General features: G+C 72.6%; 17 protein-coding genes. 13 read left to right on the top strand and 4 right to left on the bottom strand.

Annotation, left to right across the window (positions count from 1 at the left end; translation table 11 throughout):
- The first annotated feature begins 7 nt into the window (after window positions 1–7).
- The 7 genes from FDO65_RS08390 (at window position 8) to dapC (ending at window position 6,566) form a co-directional block, all read left to right on the top strand.
- Complete coding sequence (locus FDO65_RS08390) at window positions 8–1,036, top strand: ABC transporter permease (RefSeq protein WP_137448874.1); 1,029 nt, start codon at window positions 8–10, stop codon at window positions 1,034–1,036.
- Window positions 1,033–2,271 (top strand): ABC transporter ATP-binding protein, encoded by a 1,239-nt coding sequence (locus FDO65_RS08385; RefSeq protein WP_240757496.1) that lies wholly within the window; start codon window positions 1,033–1,035, stop codon window positions 2,269–2,271. The genes FDO65_RS08390 and FDO65_RS08385 overlap by 4 nt, the downstream gene beginning before the upstream one ends.
- Window positions 2,268–3,425: an ABC transporter ATP-binding protein gene (locus FDO65_RS08380; RefSeq protein ID WP_137448873.1), complete on the top strand. Its 1,158-nt coding sequence runs from the start codon at window positions 2,268–2,270 to the stop codon at window positions 3,423–3,425. The genes FDO65_RS08385 and FDO65_RS08380 overlap by 4 nt, the downstream gene beginning before the upstream one ends.
- Before the next feature lie 10 nt (window positions 3,426–3,435).
- Window positions 3,436–4,359 (top strand): N-acetyl-1-D-myo-inositol-2-amino-2-deoxy-alpha-D-glucopyranoside deacetylase, encoded by a 924-nt coding sequence (gene mshB / locus FDO65_RS08375; protein ID WP_137448872.1) that lies wholly within the window; start codon window positions 3,436–3,438, stop codon window positions 4,357–4,359.
- 83 nt (window positions 4,360–4,442) lie between these two features.
- The gene (locus FDO65_RS08370) at window positions 4,443–4,874 is read left to right on the top strand and encodes a hypothetical protein (RefSeq protein WP_137448871.1); all 432 of its coding nucleotides are present in this window, start codon (window positions 4,443–4,445) and stop codon (window positions 4,872–4,874) included.
- Window positions 4,875–5,020: 146 nt separating this feature from the next.
- Window positions 5,021–5,347, top strand: a complete 327-nt coding sequence (gene fdxA, locus FDO65_RS08365) for a ferredoxin (RefSeq protein ID WP_137448870.1) — start codon at window positions 5,021–5,023, stop codon at window positions 5,345–5,347.
- A 124-nt stretch (window positions 5,348–5,471) separates the two neighbouring features.
- The gene (gene dapC / locus FDO65_RS08360; protein WP_137449644.1) at window positions 5,472–6,566 is read left to right on the top strand and encodes a succinyldiaminopimelate transaminase; all 1,095 of its coding nucleotides are present in this window, start codon (window positions 5,472–5,474) and stop codon (window positions 6,564–6,566) included.
- 101 nt (window positions 6,567–6,667) lie between these two features.
- Here the strand turns inward: dapC and FDO65_RS08355 are convergent, their stop codons facing one another.
- Together FDO65_RS08355 and FDO65_RS08350 are read right to left on the bottom strand one after the other, a co-directional pair.
- The gene (locus tag FDO65_RS08355; protein ID WP_137448869.1) at window positions 6,668–7,855 is read right to left on the bottom strand and encodes a CHAD domain-containing protein; all 1,188 of its coding nucleotides are present in this window, start codon (window positions 7,853–7,855) and stop codon (window positions 6,668–6,670) included.
- Between the two features lie 79 nt (window positions 7,856–7,934).
- Window positions 7,935–8,393: a MarR family transcriptional regulator gene (locus FDO65_RS08350; RefSeq protein WP_137448868.1), complete on the bottom strand. Its 459-nt coding sequence runs from the start codon at window positions 8,391–8,393 to the stop codon at window positions 7,935–7,937.
- Between the two features lie 94 nt (window positions 8,394–8,487).
- Here FDO65_RS08350 and FDO65_RS08345 point away from each other — a divergent pair, with 94 nt between their 5' ends.
- Window positions 8,488–10,095: a DHA2 family efflux MFS transporter permease subunit gene (locus FDO65_RS08345; RefSeq protein ID WP_137448867.1), complete on the top strand. Its 1,608-nt coding sequence runs from the start codon at window positions 8,488–8,490 to the stop codon at window positions 10,093–10,095.
- Window positions 10,096–10,118: 23 nt separating this feature from the next.
- On the opposite strand, the gene dapD is transcribed toward FDO65_RS08345, so the two are convergent.
- Together dapD and FDO65_RS08335 are read right to left on the bottom strand one after the other, a co-directional pair.
- Window positions 10,119–11,108, bottom strand: a complete 990-nt coding sequence (dapD, locus tag FDO65_RS08340; RefSeq protein WP_137448866.1) for a 2,3,4,5-tetrahydropyridine-2,6-dicarboxylate N-succinyltransferase — start codon at window positions 11,106–11,108, stop codon at window positions 10,119–10,121.
- Window positions 11,109–11,155: 47 nt separating this feature from the next.
- A complete protein-coding gene (locus FDO65_RS08335) occupies window positions 11,156–12,067 on the bottom strand; it encodes a heavy metal transporter (protein WP_137448865.1) in 912 nt (303 codons plus the stop codon).
- 25 nt (window positions 12,068–12,092) lie between these two features.
- Here FDO65_RS08335 and dapE point away from each other — a divergent pair, with 25 nt between their 5' ends.
- The 5 genes from dapE (at window position 12,093) to aroB (ending at window position 17,053) form a co-directional block, all read left to right on the top strand.
- Window positions 12,093–13,196: a succinyl-diaminopimelate desuccinylase gene (dapE, locus tag FDO65_RS08330; RefSeq protein WP_137448864.1), complete on the top strand. Its 1,104-nt coding sequence runs from the start codon at window positions 12,093–12,095 to the stop codon at window positions 13,194–13,196.
- 197 nt (window positions 13,197–13,393) lie between these two features.
- Entirely contained in the window at window positions 13,394–14,107 is a 714-nt protein-coding gene (locus tag FDO65_RS08325; protein ID WP_420847532.1) for an LOG family protein, read from the top strand.
- A gap of 29 nt (window positions 14,108–14,136) precedes the next feature.
- Window positions 14,137–15,360, top strand: a complete 1,224-nt coding sequence (gene aroC, locus FDO65_RS08320; RefSeq protein ID WP_137448863.1) for a chorismate synthase — start codon at window positions 14,137–14,139, stop codon at window positions 15,358–15,360.
- A complete protein-coding gene (locus FDO65_RS08315) occupies window positions 15,357–15,872 on the top strand; it encodes a shikimate kinase (RefSeq protein WP_137448862.1) in 516 nt (171 codons plus the stop codon). Before aroC ends, FDO65_RS08315 begins: the two co-directional genes overlap by 4 nt.
- Window positions 15,869–17,053: a 3-dehydroquinate synthase gene (gene aroB / locus FDO65_RS08310; RefSeq protein ID WP_137448861.1), complete on the top strand. Its 1,185-nt coding sequence runs from the start codon at window positions 15,869–15,871 to the stop codon at window positions 17,051–17,053. The genes FDO65_RS08315 and aroB overlap by 4 nt, the downstream gene beginning before the upstream one ends.
- The last annotated feature ends 121 nt before the right edge of the window (window positions 17,054–17,174 follow it).

Here is a 17,174-nt window from a genome sequence, read left to right as displayed (position 1 = left end):
GGAAGTCATGACCACCGAGAAGAACAAGACCGTCCCGGACACCGCCGGGACCGGCGCTCCGATTCCGGGCGCTCCGGCCGGCCAGGCCGACACCGCCGCGCAGGGCCTGGCTGTCGTGGCCCGCAGCCAGGGCCAACTGGTCCGGCGCCGGTTCTTCCGGCACCGGGCGGCGATGATCTCGCTGGCCGTACTGATCATCGTGCTGCTGCTGGCGACCACCTCCATCGGGGTGCTCGGGATCCCCGGCTGGTGGAAGTACGGCTACGTGGAATCCGGCATCGTCGTCAACCGCGGCGCCCCGACCCTGTCGGTGGTGCCGACGTTCCTGGGCGGGGACGGGCTGGCCTGGGGCGAGCACCCGTTCGGGCAGGACGACCTGGGCCGCGACTACTTCGCCCTGACCATGCGCGGTGCGCAGATCTCGCTGCTCATCGCCTTCGTGGTGGGCATCTTCTCCACCGTCATCGGCACCGTCATCGGAGCGCTGGCCGGCTACTACCGCGGCCGGGTGGAGACCGTCCTGATGCGGTTCACCGACGTCATCATCACCATCCCGGTGCTGGTCATCGCCGCGGTGCTCGGCCAGAAGTACGGCGACGGCGGGCCGATCGTGCTGGCGCTGGTCGTCGGCTCGGTGACCTGGATGACGCTGGCCCGCCTGGTCCGCGGCGAGTTCCTGTCACTGCGGGAGAAGGAATTCGTCGAGGCGGCGCGGGCTCTGGGGGCCAAGCCGACGCGGATCATCTTCCGGCACATCATGCCCAACACGGTGGGTGTCATCACGGTCGCCGCCACCCTCTCGGTGGCGACCGCCATCCTGCTCGAGACCGCCCTGTCCTACCTGGGTTTCGGCGTCCGTGCGCCGGACACCTCGCTGGGCCTGCTGGTCTCGACCTATCAGAACGCGTTCACCACCCGGCCCTGGCTCTTCTGGTGGCCCGGTCTGTTCATCGTGGTGATCGCGCTGTGCGTCAACTTCATCGGTGACGGTCTGCGCGACGCGTTCGACCCCCGCCAGAATCGAGTGAGGTCATGACGGGAAGCTTGCCGGGCCTGGGCCCGGCCGACGACCACCGCATGGAGGACGAGGGCAGTTCGGGCACGCTGTACGGCGAGCCGGATGCCATCGACAAGGGGCTGGAGATCCGCGACCGGGTCGCCGGCGAGGGGGTCCAGGTGTCCTCGGGCCTGGCCGACCCGGTCCCGGCGGATGCTCCCGAGGTGCTGCGGGTCGAGGACCTGACCGTCGCGTTCCCCACCGAGGACGGACTGGTCAAGGCCGTCCGCGGAGTGTCCTACGCCCTGAAGGAACGCGAGGTGCTGGGAATCGTCGGCGAGTCCGGCTCCGGCAAGTCCGTGTCGTCGATGGCGGTGATGGGTCTGCTGCCGAAGTCGGCGCGGATCACCGGAAAGGTGAGTTTCCGCGGCCAGGATGTGTTGAGCATGTCGGCCCGGCAGCGCCGGGGCCTGCGCGGCAAGCGCATCGCGATGATCTTCCAGGATCCGATGACCGCCCTGAACCCGGTCTACACCGTGGGATTCCAGCTGGCCGAGGCCGTTCTCAGCCACGAACTGATGCCGAAGAAGCAGGCGCTGGCGCGGGCCGAGGAGATGCTGGCCCTGGTCGGCATCCCGCAGCCGAAGACGCGGCTCGACTCCTACCCGCACGAGTTCTCCGGCGGCATGCGACAGCGGGCGATGATCGCCATGGCCGTGATCAACAACCCGGACGTGATCATCGCCGACGAGCCGACCACCGCTCTGGACGTCACGGTTCAGGCGCAGATCCTCGAGAAGCTCATCGAGGTCAAGGACGCGGTCAACGCGGCCATCGTGCTGATCACCCACGACCTCGGGGTGGTGGCCGGTATGGCCCACCGCACCCTGGTCATGTACGCCGGTCGTCCGGTGGAGCTCGGCTCGACCGACGAGATCTTCTACCGCACCCGGATGCCGTACACGGCGGGCCTGCTCGGGTCCATCCCGTCGGCCGGCGACACCGGTCGGCTCCGTCCGATCAAGGGCGCTCCGCCGTCGTTGATCTCGTTGCCGCCGGGCTGTCCGTTCTCGCCCCGCTGCCCGGTGGCCACCGACATCTGCACGAAGGAGGAGCCGCCGTTGGCTCCGACCGACGATCCCGACCATCTCGCCGCCTGCCACCACTGGGACCGGCTGGCCGCGACCGACGACCCCACCCGTTTCTTCCGCGAGGGGCCGGGGACCGAGACCGTGGCCGGGGCGGCGGGCGCACCCGTAGGGGGTATCGCATGACGGATTCGACCAAGCCCGCCGATTCCGGGTCGACCGGCCGGCCGGCCGGCGGTGAACGGCTGCTCGAGGTCACCGACCTGGTGATGGAGTTCCCGGTCAAGGGCAAGGGCTTCGTCCGCCGCACCGTCGGCAAGGTGCAGGCCGTGTCGAAGGTGTCGCTGCACCTGGACGCGGGGGAGACCCTCGGCGTGGTCGGCGAATCCGGGTGCGGGAAGTCGACCACCGGCCGGGCCATCCTGCAGCTGCACAAGCCGACGTCCGGGTCGGTCAAGCTGCGGGGTCGTGAACTGACCACGATGGACGCCGACGAACTGCGCGGTGTGCGCCGCAACCTGCAGATCGTCTTCCAGGACCCGTTCGCCTCGCTGAACCCGAAGATGCCGGTCAACGACATCATCGGGGAGGCCCTGAAGATCCACGGCCTGTGGGACACCGCCGGCGGATCCGAGAGTGCCAGGGGCGGGAAGACCGCGGCCGGGCTGGCCCGGGTCGGGGAGCTGCTCAAGCTCGTCGGTCTGTCGCCCGAGCACGGCAACCGGTATCCGCACGAGTTCTCCGGCGGGCAGCGCCAGCGCATCGGCATCGCCCGGGCGCTCGCCCTGGAACCGGAGGTGCTGATCCTGGACGAACCGGTTTCCGCGCTGGACGTCTCGGTGCAGGCCGGGGTGGTCAACCTGCTGGAGGACCTGCAGGAGCGGCTCGGCCTGGCCTACTTCTTCATCGCCCACGACCTGTCGGTGGTGCGGCACATCTCGGACCGGATCGCCGTCATGTACCTCGGCAAGGTCATCGAGACGGGTCCGAAGGACGAGGTCTACACCAACCCCCGGCACCCCTACACCGTCGCCCTGCTGTCGGCCGCGCCGGAGGCCGATCCCCGGCTCGAACGGAGCCGCCAGCGCATCATCCTCACCGGTGACGTGCCCAGTCCGCTCAACCCACCGTCCGGATGCCGTTTCCGCACCCGCTGCTGGAAGGCGCAGGACATCTGTGCTCGGGAGGAACCGCCGCTGGTCGACCCCGCCGGTGGGACGGCCGGCCCGCACCTGGCCGCCTGCCATTTCCCGGTGGACGACCCGCAGGCCGAGATCGCGGCCGTCGCCCGGGGGGCGGGCACCGGTCCGGTCCCCGACCCGGTGGGTTCCACGCAGTAGGTTCGGGGCCATGCCTGCCCTGCTCGCCGTCCACGCCCATCCCGACGACGAGTCGCTGACCATGGCGGCGACCCTCGCCGGGGCGGTCGCCGCCGGGGTGCGGGTGACCCTGGTGACGGCGACCCTGGGTGAGCAGGGCGAGGTCATCGGGCACGAGCTGCAGGGGCTGGTGGCCGACCGGGCCGACCAGCTGGGCGGCTACCGGTACACAGAACTGCGGGCGGCCGTGGCCGCGCTCGGGGTCGCCGACTGGCGGCTGCTGGGCGGCGTGGGCGCCTGGCGGGACTCGGGCATGGTCGGTACCCCTTCCGCGGCACACCCGCGGGCCTTCGTCCGGGCCCGCCCGGGTGGCCCCGACCACGATCTGGCGGTGGCCGCGCTGCTGGGCGTCCTGGACGAGGTGGCCCCCGACGTGGTGCTGACCTACGCGGCCGACGGCGGGTACGGGCATCCCGACCACATCGCCACCCACGAGGTCACGGCCGCGGCCTTCGCCCAGTGGACCGCCGACGGCATTCGGTCGGCCCGGCTGCTCGCCGTCGCCCGCCCCCGGAAGGCGTTCACCGCCGCCCTGGCCGGCCTCACCGTGCCGGCCGGGTTCACCCGGGTGCCGGCCGACGACCTCGGGTTCCTCGTCGACGACGCCGCGGTGGACGTCGCCGTCCCCGTCGGCCCCCACGCCGCCGCAGCCCGGGCCGCCGCTCTGCGGGCGCACGCCACCCAGGTCACGGTCTTCGGCGGCGACCCCCATCTGGAGGTCGCGGCCCGCGTCCCGGACGGCTTCGTCCTCTCCAACAAGCGGGTGCAGCCGCTGCTGCCGCACGAGAGCTTCCAGCTGCTGGCCGGACCGGACTACCCGGCGGGCGAACGGCCCGCCACCGACCTGTTCGCGGGATCGGACTCCTCCGGTGGGCCGGGGCGGATCCGCCGGTGACGACACCGGAGCCATCGGTTGAGGGTGTGGTGCCGTCCCCGACCGAGGGACCGGCGCCGGAGCCGGTGGCGGATTGGGCCGTCGTGATCTGGATCATCCTGCTGGCCGCGGCCACCGCTCTGGTCGGCACCGCGTTCCTGCCGCTGTACGTCGGGTCGGTGCCCCTGCCGATCAGCGTCCTGCTCGGGCCCATCGTGCTGTGGTGGGCGCCGCGGGCGGTCCATCGGCTGACCGGTTCCGTCTTCGCCGCGGTGCTGCCCGCGGCGGCCTGGTTGATCACCGCGGGCTGGTTGAGCATCGCCCGCAACGGCATCCTGCCCGGTCAGCCGTATGCGGTGCACGACGGTCAGTGGCGGGTGATGCTGCTGCTCGGGCTGGGCGCGCTGACCGGGGCGGCCGCGCTGTCGCTGATCTGGGGCGAGCACGTGCGCCAGCAGGTCGCGGCGTCCGCGCCGGCCGCCGGGAAGGCGGCGGGCGATCCGGCTCCGGCGCAGCGCAGCCCACCGGCCGGGTGATCGGGTGCTCCGCGGTGCCGTACCTTTGACGGTCGAGTCCGTGATGTCCGCCGCCCGCCGCCGGGGGGTGTCCCGGGCCGTCCGGACCGGGCCGGGAACCACCCGGAACGCTCGCACCGCAGCACCTGCACAGTCGGAGAACTGACGTGACCTATGTGATCGCCGAGCCCTGCGTCGACGTGCTCGACCGGGCCTGTGTCGAGGAATGCCCCGTGGACTGCATCTACGAGGGTGGCCGCATGCTGTACATCCACCCCGACGAATGCGTCGACTGTGGGGCCTGCGAACCGGTCTGCCCGGTCGAGGCCATCTTCTACGAGGACGACGTCCCGGCCGAGTGGGCGGACTACACGCGGGCCAACGTCGACTTCTTCGACGATCTCGGCTCCCCGGGCGGTGCCTCCAAGACCGGCAAGGTGGCCAAGGACGACCCGATGGTCGCGGGCCTGCCCCCGATGGGTGAGGACCACTGACCCCGTGACTCCCGCCCCCGGCTCCCCGTCCAGCCCGTCCGCCGCCCCGGGATCCGCGCCTCCTCCGGCCGGTCCTGGGAGATCGGCGAACGGGCCGGGCGGGCGGAGCCGGGGGAGCAGTCCCATTCACCGGCTGCCCGCCTTCCCGTGGGACAGCCTGGTGCCGGCCCGGCAACGGGCCGCCCAGCACCCGGACGGCCCGGTGGACCTGTCCATCGGTACCCCGGTCGATCGGGTCCCCCTGCCGGTCCGTCGCGCGCTGGGCGACGCCTCGGACTGTCCGGGCTACCCGACGGTCCACGGCACCGCGGACCTGCGGGAGGCGTACTCCTCCTGGCTGGCCCGCGCCCACGGCGTGCCGAACGTCGACCCCCAGGCCGTGCTGCCGACCATCGGCTCCAAGGAGTTGGTGGCCTCCCTGCCCACCCAGCTGGGGCTGGGCAGCGGCGACATCGTCGTCATCCCCGAGATCGCCTATCCGACCTACGAGATCGGTGCGTTGATGGCGGGGGCGACCCCGCTGCGGGCCGATTCCCTGACGGCCATCGGGCCGGACCGCGTCTCCATGGTGTGGTTGAACTCGCCGTCTAACCCGACGGGGCGGGTACTGCCCCCGGAACATTTGGCCAAGGTGGTCGCCTGGGCGCGCAGCCGGGGCGTCATCGTCGCCTCCGACGAGTGCTATATCGACCTCGGCTGGGACGTCACGCCGGTCTCGATCCTCCATCCGGAGGTGTGCGGGGGCGATTTCACCGGCCTGCTGGCCGTGCACTCGCTGTCCAAGCGTTCCAACATGGCCGGGTACCGGGCCGGGTTCGTCTCCGGTGATCCGGACCTCGTCGCCGGTCTCGTCGCGCTGCGCCGCCACCTCGGCGCCATCGTCCCGACGCCGATCCAGGCGGCCGCGGCCGCGTCGCTGGCCGACGACGGGCACGTCCTGGCCCAGCGCAGCCGCTACAAGAACCGCCGCAAGACGCTCATCGACGCGTTCGAGGCGGCCGGCGTGCAGGCCGAGTCGGACGCCGGTCTCTACCTGTGGTGCACCCGGGGGGAACCGGCCATGCAGTCGGTGGAGTGGCTCGCCGGGCTGGGCATCATCGTCGCCCCGGGTTCGATGTACGGGCCGGCCGGTTCCCAGCACTTCCGGGTCGCCGTCACGGCGACCGACGAGCGGGTCGAGGCCGCCGCCGAGCGACTCCGCGCGGGTCGCCGGCGCTGAACCACCGGCGCTGAACCACCTGCCCGGCCGTCGGCCCGGGGAACGACGAAGGCCCCCGCAGGCCGGTGAGCCGGCCGGCGGGAGCCCCGTGCGGTGTTCGATCAGGCGTCGCCGAAGGCGGCGTCACCGGCCGCCTTGACCTTCTTCCAGGCCCCCGGGTAGTCGGCCCGTGCCGTGACCCGGCGTTCCCGGCAGCCCTGGATGACCCGGCCGGCCGCGATCCCGGCCGCAGCCAGGTCGACGTCCGCAGCGCCCCCCGGTGACGCACCGCCGCCGAGCAGCTCGCGCAGCTGGTCCTCCAGCACACACGCGTCCTGATGGTCGCCGAGCACCTCCTGGAACTCGGCCAGGGCCCCGAGGAACGCGACGGTCCTCGGTTCCGACGGCAGGAGCTCGGCGGCGTACCGGGCGCGCTTCCCGTAGATCCGCAGGTCGTGCAGGTCGTCGTTGGGCGGGTCGTCGCCGAACCGGCGCTGCAGCCGGCGCTGCTGCTTGACCAGCACCCGCCACTCGGCCGCGGCCAGCGCCACCAGGTCGGCCCACGGGTCGGCGACCGGCGGCGTGGCGACGGCCTCGTCCAACTCGGTGAGCAGCGCCGCGTAGGCGGGGTCGTCGAGCTCGGCCACCAGACGTCGCCGGGCGAGGACCCGGTCCGCGTCCAGTCGGGCGATCAACTGCTCGAGCGCGGCCGTATCCGGTTCGCCGAGCCGGGACGCCTCGGTGTGCAGCCGGTCGATCATCACGTCGTGGTCGCGCAGCACACCGAGCGTGCCGGCCAGTTCCCGCACGTCGTCGCGCAGCCGGTCGACGGCGACCCGGTCCAGGGCCGGCCGGGCGGCCTTGAGGTAGGCGCGGATGCGGCGGGTGGCGACGCGCATCTTGTGCACGTTCTCGATGTCGCCGCCGCGGCGGCTGCCCTCCTCGTGGGCGCGGATGTCGGCGACGGCCTTACCGAGGACCGGCCGGATGGTGTCGGCGATGTCGGTGGGGATCAACCCGGGACGGCGGGGGGCGGGCCGCGGTGGGGCGATCGCGTCGGCGTCCACCGGGAGGGCGCCGGCCGGTGACGGATCGTCGGCGACCGGCGTGATGCCATCGGTGGGCTTGAGCGGCGCGGGACGGGGCGCGCGCTTCGGCCGGCTGGTCGTGGTCCGACGGCCGGCCGCGGGGCCGGGCGGCGCGACGGCGTCGGCCGCCGCGGGCTGCGCAGCGGGGGCGGCCTTCGTCGTCCTGCCCGGGGTCTTGGCCCGGGGCTTCGCCGGGGTCTTCCCCGGCGTGGCAGCGGTCACGGTGGCGGTTCGTCGTCGCGGAGGCACCGGGCCAGTATCCCAAGCGGGTCCGGGCGACCTGCTGCCGGTCGGCGGGTGGTCAGTCCCGGCCGAAATGCTCGTACGCGACCAGCACCCCGGTGAGGTACCGCCCGATCACCGCGCGCTCGGCGTCGTCGAAGGAATCGGCCAACCTGTCCAGCTCCCGGGTCAGCGGGGCGATCTCGGTCAGCACCCGGCCGACGGCGGTGGGGGACGGCCGCAGCTGCACCCGCCGCCGATCACGGGTGTCCCGTTGACGGACGAGGTGACCGGCGGACTCCAGGCGATCGACCACCTCGGTGACGGCGGCCGGACTCAGGCCCAGGCGCTGGCTCAGCTCCCGGGGGCCGATCGGTGGCTCGGCGGCGCTGACGTGTCCCATCGCCGCGAGGTCGGTGCCGTTGACCTCCAGCCGGCGGGCCATGACCTGCTCGGCCATCGACCCGGCCACCTGGATCTGCCGGAGGAGCTGGGTCTCCGGTTCGCTGTGCCGCGCGGCCGCCGGGGGTCCGGTCATGATGTGATGATACCTTCCGTGTAGTACGGTTTCCGTAGTACTTCCGGGTCACGCCGCCGCGCCCCCGGTCCGTCCAGCCTCCCGGGAGGTCACCGTGACCACCACCGCACCCGCCGGCCGCAACCGGTGGATCGGCCTGATCGGCATCAGCCTCGCGGTCGCGCTGATCATCGTCGACTCGACGATCGTCAACGTCGCCGTCCCGTCGATCGTGCGCGACCTGACCCTGTCCTCCACCGAGGTCCAGTGGGTGCAGGAGTCGTACACGCTGGTGTTCGCGGCCACCCTGCTGGTGTGGGGGGCGCTGGCCGACCGCTACGGCCGTCGCCGCATCCTGCTCACCGGAACCGCGCTGTTCCTGCTGGCATCGGTCCTGTGCGCGGTCTCGCCGACGGGAGCGCTGCTGATCGGCGCCCGCGTCGTCCAGGGCATCGGCGGCGCGATGATGCTGCCCACCACCCTGTCGCTGATCAACGCGACCTTCACCGGCCGCGAGCGGGGTATCGCCTTCGCCGTCTGGGGCTCGACGATCGGCGGTATGGCCGCCGTCGGTCCGCTCCTCGGCGGCTGGCTGACCACCGCCTTCTCCTGGCGCTGGGCCTTCGGCATCAACCTGCCCATCGGGCTGGCCATCATCGCGCTGGTGGTGCTCTTCGTCCCGGAGTCCCGGGGTGAACACACCACCGGGGTCGACTGGGTCGGCGCGCTGCTCACCACCGTCGGGTTCGGTCTGCTGGCCTTCGGTCTCATCGAGGGACGGCAGTACGGCTGGTGGACGTCCCTGCGGCCGCTGAGCATCGGGAGCTGGTCCTGGTCCGCCCCGTTGTCGCCGATCCCGGTCGCGTTCGCCGTCTGCGCCATCGCCCTCGTCGTGTTCGTCGTCCGGGCCCAGCGCAGGACCCGGGCCGGCCGGCCCTCCCTGATCGACCCGGGCCTGTTCTCGATCTCCGGGTTTCGCAACGGCAACGTCGCCGCCCTGATCGTCTCGCTCGGCGAGTTCGGCATCCTGCTGTCGCTGCCGATCTGGCTGCAGAACGTCCTGGGCTACAGCGCCCTGCAGACCGGCCTGGTGCTCCTGGGCCTGGCCGTCGGATCGTTCGCGGCCAGCGGTCTGTCCGTCGGGTTGCCGGCCAGGATCGGGGCGGTCGGTGTCGTCCGCATCGGCATCGCGGCGGAGATCGTCGGCATCGGCCTGGTGGTCTCGCCGACGACCGGGTGGCCGGCGCTGGTGGCGTTCCTGTTCGTCTACGGGTTCGGGGTCGGGCTGGCCACCGCCCAGCTGACCGGGGTGGTGCTGGCCGACGTCCCGGTCCGCCGTAGCGGCGAGGGCTCCGGCATCTCGAGCACCGCCCGGCAGGTCGGTTCGGCGCTGGGCATCGCCGTGCTGGGCACGGTCCTCTTCGTCAGCGCCGGCAATGCCCTGGGCGACCGGCTGACCGACCAGGGGCTGCCCACTGCCGCCGCCGACCAGCTCGTCAACGTCGTGGTCGAAAGCGCCGGCGGGGCGATCGGCCAGCTGGCCGCCGCCCCGGACACGGCGGCGGTCGCTGACGCGGCCAAGACCGCGTTCTCGGACGGCACCAGCTTCGCGGCCTACGTCGCGGCCGGGTTCCTGGTCGTCGGACTGCTCGCGACGCTGGCGCTGCCGAACCGGCGGCCCGACCCGGTGGGCCGGGCCGCCGACCCGGCCGCGGTGAGCTGAGCCTGCAGTCAGGCGGGCACGGGTCAGGCGTGCAGGATCGCGTTCAGGCCACCCCAGGAGCCGGACCGCGGCACGGCCTCGACGCCGCCGGTCAGCGAGTTGCGACGGAACAGCAGGCCGGCGGTGCCGGACAGGTCGCGGGCCTTCACCACCCGTTCCTCCCCGTCGGCCCGCAGCAGCAGCTTGGTACCGGCGGTCAGGTACAGGCCGGCCTCGACCACGCAGTCGTCACCGAGGGAGATGCCGACGCCCGAGTTGGCGCCGAGCAGGCAGCCCGCACCGATCGTCACCTGTTCCTTGCCGCCGCCCGACAGGGTGCCCATGATCGACGCCCCACCGCCGATGTCGCTGCCGTCCCCGACCACGACACCCTGCGAGATGCGGCCTTCGACCATCGACGTGCCGAGCGTGCCGGCGTTGAAGTTGCAGAACCCCTCGTGCATGACGGTGGTGCCGGAGGCCAGGTGCGCCCCGAGCCGGACGCGATCGGCGTGCGCGATCCGCACCCCGGACGGCACGACGTAGTCGGTCATGCGCGGGAACTTGTCGATGCCGAAGACCGACAGGCGACCGCCGGCGGCGAGCAGCCGGAGCCGCACCGTCTCCACGTCGTCCGGCCGGACCGCGCCGAGGCTGGTCCAGGCGTTGTTCGGCAGTACCGCGAAGATGCCGTCGAGGTTGACGGTGCGCGGCCGGACCAGCCGCGCGGACAGCAGGTGCAGACGCAGGTACGCGTCGGTGGTGTCGGCCGGCGGGTCGGCGAGGGAGGAGACGACCGTCTGCACGGCGGTCAGGGTCACGTCGCGGATCGGGTCGTGCCGCTCGGCGGCGGCCAGGTCGTCGACGGTGGTGGCCGGGGCGGCGGTCGCCACCTCGACCGGCTCGCCGGCGGAGTGGCGCAGCGAGGGGGTCGGGTACCAGACGTCCAGGACGGTGCCGTCGGCGGCGACGGTGGCCAGTCCGGCGCCCTCGGCGCCGTCGGTGATCAGGGCGAACGGGTCGACGTCAGTCATGGCCGAAGCCTATCGGCCGGTCAGCGACCGACACCGACCCCGGCGGATCAGGCGACGGTCACCGTGACCGAGCCCACGGGCACGGCGGTGTCGCCGCCCACCCACTCGTGACCGGCCCACCGATGCCCGGCGGTGGTGACCGTGGCGACGTCGGCCGTGGTCCCGTGGGCCACCGTCCAGGCGGCCAGTGCGGTGGCCGCCGCCGTCGGGTCCAGGTCGGGCACCGACGCCGTGACGGTCGCGGTGCGGCCGTCGTCACCGACGGAGGACACGGCCACCCCGCCCAACTCGGCCTGTGCGGCCTCCAGCAGGGTGGTCAACCGGGGGTCGGCCCCGGACAGCCCCTCGACGGCGGCGCGTTCGGCGGCGATGGGCGCCGGGTCGGTCGCCCCGTTCCGGCAGCCCAGCGGGACGAAGGTGCGGCCGCCGAGACCCCGGGCCAGCGTCGTCGCCTGCGGTTCCCACTTGGCGTAGGCGTCGGGGTGACCGGAGTACTGCACGGCCTGGGCGGCCTCGGTCAGCGGCAGGTCCGTCCACCCGGGCACCTCCACCAGGGCGTCGTAGAACCGGCCTGAGGCGTACACCGGGTCGAGGATCTGCTCGGGGGTGCCCCACCCCTGTGAGGGACGCTGCTGGAACAGGCCGACGGAATCGCGGTCGCCGTCCGGCCGGTTGCGCAGGCTGGACTCCTGGAACGCCGTGGCCAGGGCGATCACCCGGGCCCGCTCGGGCAGCCCGCGCCGCAGGCCCACGGCGTTGACCGTCGAGGCGTGCTGCAACTGGGCGGCCGTCAGGTCCACGTCCGGGGTGCGGTCCTGGTCGGCCGCGTCGCCGGCCACCGTGCACTCGGGTCCGGCGATCGACGACGACCGGAGCAGCAGGAACCCGCCGACACCCGCCACGGCCAGGACGAGCAGCACACCGACGACCAACAGCGGAACCGACACCGAGCGACGCACGCCGCCGACGGTACTGTGCCGCGGTGTGACCGATCCTGCTGCCACCGTCCCGCCGTCGCTGGACCTGCGGTCCGATCCGGCCGATCTCACCGCCACGCTCGTCGACATCCCGTCGGTGTCCGGGAACGAGGAACCCCTGGCCGATCTGGTCGAGGCGGCCCTGCGCGAGCTCGGGCAGTACGAGGTGCTGCGTTCGGGCAACGCCGTGCTGGCCCGCACGCATCTCGGCCGCCCGACCCGGGTGCTGCTGGCCGGTCACCTGGACACCGTGCCGATCGCGGGGAACGTGCCGTCCCGTCGGGACGGCGACATCCTGCACGGTTGCGGCACCACGGACATGAAGTCCGGCGACGCGATGATCCTGCACCTGGCGGCCACCCTCTTCGGGACCCCCGACGAGCCCGCCGAACCGTCTCGCGACCTGACCCTCGTCTTCTACGACTGCGAGGAGATCGAGCACGACCGCAACGGGCTGACCCGCATCGAGGCCGAGCACGCCGACTGGTTGACCGCCGACCTCGCCCTGCTCGGCGAGCCGACGAACGGGGTGGTCGAGGCCGGTTGTCAGGGCACGGCGACCGTCGCGGTCACCGTCCCCGGTCGCCGTTCGCACTCGGCCCGGTCGTGGAAGGGCGTCAACGCGATCCACGGCGCGGCACCGCTGCTCGCGCGGCTGGCGGCCTACGAGGCACGGTCGGTGGACATCGACGGCTGCCTGTACCGCGAGGGGCTGAACGCCGTGCACATCTCCGGTGGCGTGGCCAACAACGTCATCCCCGACGAGTGCGTCGTCCGCCTCAACTTCCGTTTCGCGCCCGACCGGTCGGTCGACCAGGCCCTTCACCACGTCCGGGAGGTGTGCGACGGCTACGAGGTGACCGTGCTGGACGCGGTGGCCGGGGCGTTGCCCGGCCTGTCCGCGCCCGCCGCCGCGGAGTTCGTCGCCGCCACCGGGGGAGCGGCGCAGGCCAAGTTCGGCTGGACCGACGTCTCCCGGTTCGCCGCGCTGGGGGTGCCCGCCGTCAACTTCGGGCCGGGCGACCCGTCGTTGGCCCACACCCGGGAGGAACACGTGTCCCGGGCGCAGATCCGGCAGATGACGGACACCCTGCGGACCTTCCTGATCTGACGGTCGGCCATGAACAGGGGGTGAACCCGCCGCCGGTGGGCGCGCTGCGCCACCGGAGGACACCTCGCCGTGATTAGTGTGATCAGGTGGCCGAATTCATCCCACCCGAAGACGTCGAGGCCGCCGCGGCGGCGGCGACCGCCCGCGCGGCTCGCTCCTCCACCCACGATGGTGAGGAGGAACGCTTCCGCGGACCGGTGCGGTTGCGGGATCAGCAGATCCCGGCGACCACCACCGACCAGCGGCTCCTGGACTCCCGAGGTCCGAACGACTGGGTGCACACCGACCCGTGGCGGGTGCTGCGCATCCAGGCCGAGTTCGTCGAGGGCTTCGGTGCGCTGGCCGACCTGCCCCGCGCGGTCACCGTCTTCGGCAGCGCCCGGACCAAGCCCGGCACGCCGTACTACGAGACCGCCGTGCAGATTGGCCAGGCACTGGCCGAGGAGGGCTTCGCCGTCATCACCGGCGGCGGCCCCGGGATCATGGAGGCGGCCAACAAGGGCGCCAAGCAGGCCGGCGGGCTGTCGGTCGGGCTGGGCATCGAGCTGCCGTTCGAGCAGGGCCTGAACGACTACGTCGACCTCGGCATCAACTTCCGCTACTTCTTCGCCCGCAAGACGATGTTCCTGAAGTACTCGCAGGCCTACGTCTGCCTGCCCGGCGGCTTCGGCACCCTGGACGAGCTGTTCGAGGCGCTCACCCTGGTGCAGACCAAGAAGGTCACCAAGTTCCCGGTGGTGCTGTTCGGCTCCGAGTACTGGGGCGGACTCGTCGAGTGGATCGGCACGTCGGTGGCCGGGGCCGGCAACATCTCGCCGCCAGACCTGGGTCTGCTTCACGTCACCGACGACGTCGACGACATGGTCCGGGTCGTGCACGACGCGTACGCCGCCTGGGAGGCCGCGCACTGACGCCGGCAATCAATGGAAGGATGGCGGCCGTGCTGCGTTGGATCACCGCGGGGGAATCACACGGACCCGCTCTTGTCGCCGTCATCGAGGGACTGCCCGCCGGAATTCCGGTGAGCAGTGCCGATATCGCCGTCGAACTCGGACGTCGCCGCCTCGGCTACGGCCGGGGCGCCCGGATGAAGTTCGAGCAGGACCAGGTCACCCTCATCGGCGGGGTGCGGCACGGCCTCACCCAGGGCGGCCCGGTGGCCGTGCAGGTCGGCAACACCGAGTGGCCCAAGTGGGAAAAGATCATGGCCCCCGATCCGCTGAGCGACGAGGACGCCGCCGCCGTCCTGGCTTCGGCCCGCAACGCTCCGCTGACCCGTCCGCGGCCCGGGCACGCCGATCTGGCCGGGATGCAGAAGTACGGCTTCGACGACGCCCGCCCGGTCCTCGAGCGGGCCTCGGCCCGGGAGACCGCGGCCCGCGTCGCCCTGGGCACCATCGCCCAGCACTACCTGCGGGCCACCGTGGGCGCCGAGGTGGTCTCGCACGTGGTGTCGATCGGTGCGGCCGAGGCCGTCGCCGATGTGCTGCCCACCCCGGCCGACCGGGCCGCCATCGACGAGTCGCCGGTGCGGGCCTTCCACCCGGACTCGACGGCGACGCTGGTCGCCGAGGTCGACGCGGCCAAGGCCGACGGCGACACCCTCGGTGGGGTCGTCGAGGTGCTGGTCTACGGGCTGCCCCCGGGGCTGGGCTCTTACGTGCACTGGGATCGTCGACTCGACGCCCGGCTGGCCGGCGCGCTCATGGGCATCCAGGCCATGAAGGGCGTCGAGGTCGGCGACGGTTTCACCACCGCCCATCGACGCGGCTCGCAGGCCCACGACGAGATCGTGCCGGTCGCCGGGACCGACGGCAGCCTCGATGGCGTCTCCCGCCGTTCCAACCGGGCCGGCGGCATCGAGGGCGGCATGACCAACGGCGAGGTCCTGCGGGTCCGCGCGGCGATGAAACCCATCTCGACCGTGCCGCGCGCGCTGTCCACGCTCGACGTGGCCACGGGCGAGCAGGCCCAGGCGATCCACCAGCGCAGCGACGTCTGCGCGGTGCCGGCGGCCGGCGTGGTCGCCGAGGCGATGGTCGCGCTGGTGGTGGCCGACGCCGTGGCCGAGAAGTTCGGCGGCGACTCCGTGGCCGAGGTGGCCCGCAACGTGCGTGCCTACCTGGACACCGTGAGCCAGACGCTGCCCGTCGCCACCGGATGACGCGGCCGCTGGCCGTCCTGGTCGGACCCATGGGCTCCGGCAAGACGGCCGTCGGGAAGGTGCTCGCCGCTCGTCTGGGGGTCGCGCTCCGGGACACCGACGCGGACATCGTCGCCGAACAGGGCCGGTCGATCTCCGACATCTTCACCACCGACGGCGAACCGGTCTTCCGGGCGCTGGAGCGGGCCGCGGTGGCCCGGGCGGTGGCCGAGCACCCGGGCGTGCTGTCGCTCGGAGGCGGGGCGGTCCTCGCGCCGGAGACCCAGGCGGTGCTCGGGGGTCACGCCGTGGTGTTGTTGACGGTGACGGCGGCCACCGGGGTCCGGCGCACCGGACTGGACGGGGCCGGCCGGCCGATGCTGGCCGGGGTGAACCCGCGGGCGACGTACCGCGCCCTGCTCGCGGCCCGAATGCCCGTCTACCGGCAGGTGGCGACCGTGGAGGTGGCGACCGACGACCTGGGGGTCGACGAGGTCGCCGACGTGATCATCGAGAAGTTGGGACTGGCATGAGCACACCGCAGGAGTCCGCACCGGCCACGGACGGCCCGGCCACCGCGCCCGAGATCGTCCGGGTGGAGTCCGGTGCGCCCTACGACGTCGTCATCGGTCGGGGACTGCTCGACGAGCTGGTCGCCGCCGTCCGCGCCACCGGGGCGACCCGGACCGCGATCCTGCATCCGCCGACGCTGGAGCTGACGGCGGACGCGGTCAAGGCCGCGTTGGCCGACGGCGGCCTGGACGCCCACATGGTGCAGGTCCCGGACGCCGAGGACGCCAAGTCCCTGGAGGTACTCGGCTTCTGCTGGGACGTGTTCGGTCAGGTCGGTCTCGACCGGCGCGACGTCGTCGTCGGGCTCGGCGGGGGATCGGTCACCGATCTCGCCGGCTTCGCGGCGGCCAGCTGGATGCGTGGCATCGCCGTGGTGCAGGTGCCGACCACACTGCTCGGGATGGTCGACGCCGCGGTGGGCGGCAAGACGGGCATCAACACCGGCGCCGGCAAGAACATGGTCGGCGCGTTCCACGAACCGGCCGCGGTGATCGTCGACCTCGCCACGCTGGAGTCTCTGCCCCGGCACGAGCTGGTCGCCGGGATGGCCGAGATCGTCAAGGCCGGGTTCATCGCCGATCCGGTCATCCTTGATCTCATCGAGGAACACGGCCCGGCGTCGGTCGACTCGTCCACGCTGCCGCCCGCGCTGGACCCGGCGTCGCCGGTGCTGGCCGAACTGGTGCGGCGGGCGATCGCGGTGAAGGCCGCGGTGGTCGCCGCCGACCTCAAGGAATCCGACCTGCGGGAGACCCTCAACTACGGGCACACCCTCGCGCACGCCATCGAGAAGCGGGAGCGGTACCGCTGGCGGCACGGCGCCGCGGTCTCCGTCGGCCTGGTGTTCGCCGCCGAGCTGGGACGCGCCGCCGGACGGCTGGACGACGAGACCGCCGACCGCCACCTGACCGTCCTGCACGCCCTGGGCCTGCCCACCACCTACGACCCGGACGCGCTCTCCGAGCTGGTCACGATCATGGGCTCGGACAAGAAGACCCGGTCGGGCACGCTACGGTTCGTCGTGCTCGACGGGTTGGCCCGCCCGGGCCGGCTGGAGGGCCCGGACCCGTCCCTGCTCGCGGCCGCCTACTCGGTGGTCGCCGGTCAGCGCAAGCGGCCGGGCACCGTCGATCTGGGCTGACGCTCGGACAAAGTCGACAAAACGTCTTCCAGGTGCGGGCGTCGACGAACTTCGTCACCCGTCCACCACGCTCCTGTACGTTCCCCTTGTCGGTCACAGACGACTGACACCCGAATGGCTT

Source organism: Nakamurella flava, assembly GCF_005298075.1.
Taxonomy (GTDB): domain Bacteria; phylum Actinomycetota; class Actinomycetes; order Mycobacteriales; family Nakamurellaceae; genus Nakamurella; species Nakamurella flava.
The sequence above is the reverse complement of the archived record's forward strand: the minus strand, read 5'-3'. Positions and strand labels throughout refer to the sequence as shown.